Source organism: Alcanivorax sp. P2S70 (assembly GCF_000475295.1).
In the GTDB taxonomy this organism is placed as follows: domain Bacteria; phylum Pseudomonadota; class Gammaproteobacteria; order Pseudomonadales; family Alcanivoracaceae; genus Alcanivorax; species Alcanivorax profundi.
In genome coordinates this window covers 1-2412 of record NZ_AXBZ01000030.1, presented here as the reverse complement: position 1 = coordinate 2412, position 2412 = coordinate 1, and the positions used below count along the sequence as shown (strand labels likewise).

The window sequence follows — 2412 nt, the reverse complement described above, 5'->3', positions numbered from 1 at the left end:
CGCCAGCCACAGGGCCAGTGGTGCTGCCCTGCCGCCCGCTAATTCAGCGAGGGTGTCAGACTCCGGTGTCTTGCCGAGCGCCTCCAGAAACGCTTTCCCGTCATGACTACCCAGCCAGCGCCGCTCGGCGACCAGACCCGCCAGTGACAACCCGGTCGTGTAATCGTGCAGATCTTCCAGCCGATACTCTCTGCCGGGAACACCGGTAATACGAATGAAGCCTACCCGGCCGTCGGCAAAATGCAGCCGCACCCGGGCGGCAAAACGTTGCCCGTTACTGTTGTAACCGGTGATGGCAAAACGTTGAAAATGGCTATCGGCAAACAACCGTTCGAGGTCCACGCCGGGCAGCGTTGTCAGGGGGTGATGGGCAATCACGGGAGCCAGCCCACCGTTGGCGAGCTCCGCCCGCAACGCCTTCAGGGTGATATCGCCAGCGTCTGACGCCTGAGTCGAGCTTGCCAGCAACACCGCCAGCAATAGCAGGCACCCACGTTTTACGCCAAGGAACATCATCGAAACCCATCATACAACCGGTCTGGCACAGACTACCGATTCAGAAGCGCCGCGGGTACCCGGTTATCTGCCGAATCGAGCGGTACAACGGTGACAACCGATCGTAGAGACGCCGGTAGACCTGTCCATAGAGCGCATCGTAGGTACCCGCATACTCCGCCCGGGGCTCAAAGCGGTCACCGGTACGGGTCATGGCAGCCACCGCCGTGGCGTAGTCCGGGTGTAATTTCATCGCCACGGCGGCGTTGATCGCCGCCCCAAGGCCCGATGTTTCGGTGGTATGGGGACGCTCAGCCGGTAACCCGAAGATGTCTGCGGTGATCTGCATGATGGCATCGCTCTGGGAGCCCCCACCAGACACCTTGAGGGTGGTAACGGGGACCTTGTTGCGTTTTTCCAGGCGTTCCTTGCCTTCGCGCAGGGCGTAAGCGATGCCCTCAATGATGGCTCGATACAAATGCGCGCGGGTATGCACATCACCGAACCCGATGATCGCCCCCTTCGCTTCCGGGCCAGGAATACGCACTCCGGGGTTCCAGAAAGGTTGGAGCATGAGCCCCATGGCGCCAGGGGGAGACTCGTCAAGAAAAGCGTCAAACAGCGTCTCCGGGGCAACACCGAGGGCATCGGCCTGTACCACCTCGGCTTGGGCAAATTCGCGCTTGAACCAGTTCACCATCCAGTAGCCCCGCTGAACAATGATCTCGGAGTTGTAACGCCCGGGCACGGCGGCGCCGTAAGCCGGCACGAAAGGAATCGGCTCCACAAAGCGTGCATTACAGGTGTTAAACGTGGCCGTGGTGCCATAACTCAGGTTGCCCACCTCGGGGCTGAACGCGCCGGCCCCCAGGACTTCACAGGCCTTGTCGGCGCCACTGGCCACCACCGGCAGTCCTTTCGGTATGCCGGTATGGCGACTGGCTGCAGCGGTTACCTCACCCAGAATCTCACCCGGTGAGACCAGCTCGGGTAGCTGCTCACGTGTTACCCGCAGGGCCTTCCATTTGAAATCATGGGCGGCTGCCCATTGGTGGCGTTTGTAATCATAGGGAAGGTAGCCCACCTGGGAGGCGGTACAGTCCTTCACTTCACCGGTAAGGCGGTAATTGAGGTATCCGGATAACAACAGGAAATGCCGGGTTTTGGCCCACATCTCGGGCTCATCCACCGCCAGCCAGTTGCATTCGGCCTTGGAACGGAATTGCCTGAGCGTCTCCTTCTGCCCCAGCAGGTTCACCGGGGCCGCCATCCACCAGGGAAGATCCGGGTAATCGGCCGTGCGCCGCTGGTCCAGCCAGATCACCGCGGGGCGTAGCGGACGCCGTGTCCGATCCAGGCAAACCACCGACGCGCGCTGGGTGGTCAAAGAGACCGCAACAACCCGCGACTTGAGGTCCGGATGCGCGCTCCACAATGCTTGGCAGGCCTGGCCAAGTTCTTCCCAGAAATAATTGGCATCCTGCTCAGCCCAACCGGGTTGAGCCGATACGTAGGGCTCAATATGACGCTGGGATTTGGCGACCAGCTCCCCTTGCGCATCAAATAACATCGCCCTGGCACTTTGCGTGCCCTGATCCAGCGCCAGCAGCAAGGGGGTCTCGGTCATGCTCAGCCTGCCATCCGTTCCATGTCCGGGAGCCCGGGAACCCCATAAAAGCGTTCGTGCAGGCCCAGATAACGCTGAACTTCCTGCTCCCAGCGGTCGTCGTCCCAGCCGAGGCCTTGCTGGATCAATGCACGATAGCGATCAAGAACCGCCAAGCCCGCATTCGGCTTGATGAGCCCCAAGCGCGTTCGTCTCAGCATCAGATCGTCCAGATGCACGACAGACTCATTGTTGAGCAGCCACTCGATGAAACCCTGATCATCCTGACTGGCATGCAGGAAATGCTGTAC

Annotated in this window: 2 protein-coding genes and 1 pseudogene; all 3 read right to left on the bottom strand. The window is 60.8% G+C overall.

The features are described 5' to 3' along the window. Positions 1-516: pseudogene (locus tag Q672_RS26820) on the bottom strand (hypothetical protein); the annotation flags it as partial. A 40-nt stretch (positions 517-556) separates the two neighbouring features. After that, complete coding sequence (locus Q672_RS26815; RefSeq protein WP_022985571.1) at positions 557-2122, bottom strand: FGGY-family carbohydrate kinase; 1566 nt, start codon at positions 2120-2122, stop codon at positions 557-559. 2 nt (positions 2123-2124) lie between these two features. After that, positions 2125-2412, bottom strand: a 288-nt coding sequence (locus Q672_RS0117215) for a glycerol-3-phosphate dehydrogenase C-terminal domain-containing protein (RefSeq protein WP_031226531.1), incomplete at its 5' end; no start/stop codon positions are given.

What these genes read in the sequence shown, in the direction of transcription:
- Q672_RS26815 (WP_022985571.1), bottom strand. Translation starts at nt 2,122, where the DNA reads ATGACCGAGACCCCCTTGCTGCTGGCGCTGGATCAGGGCACGCAAAGT.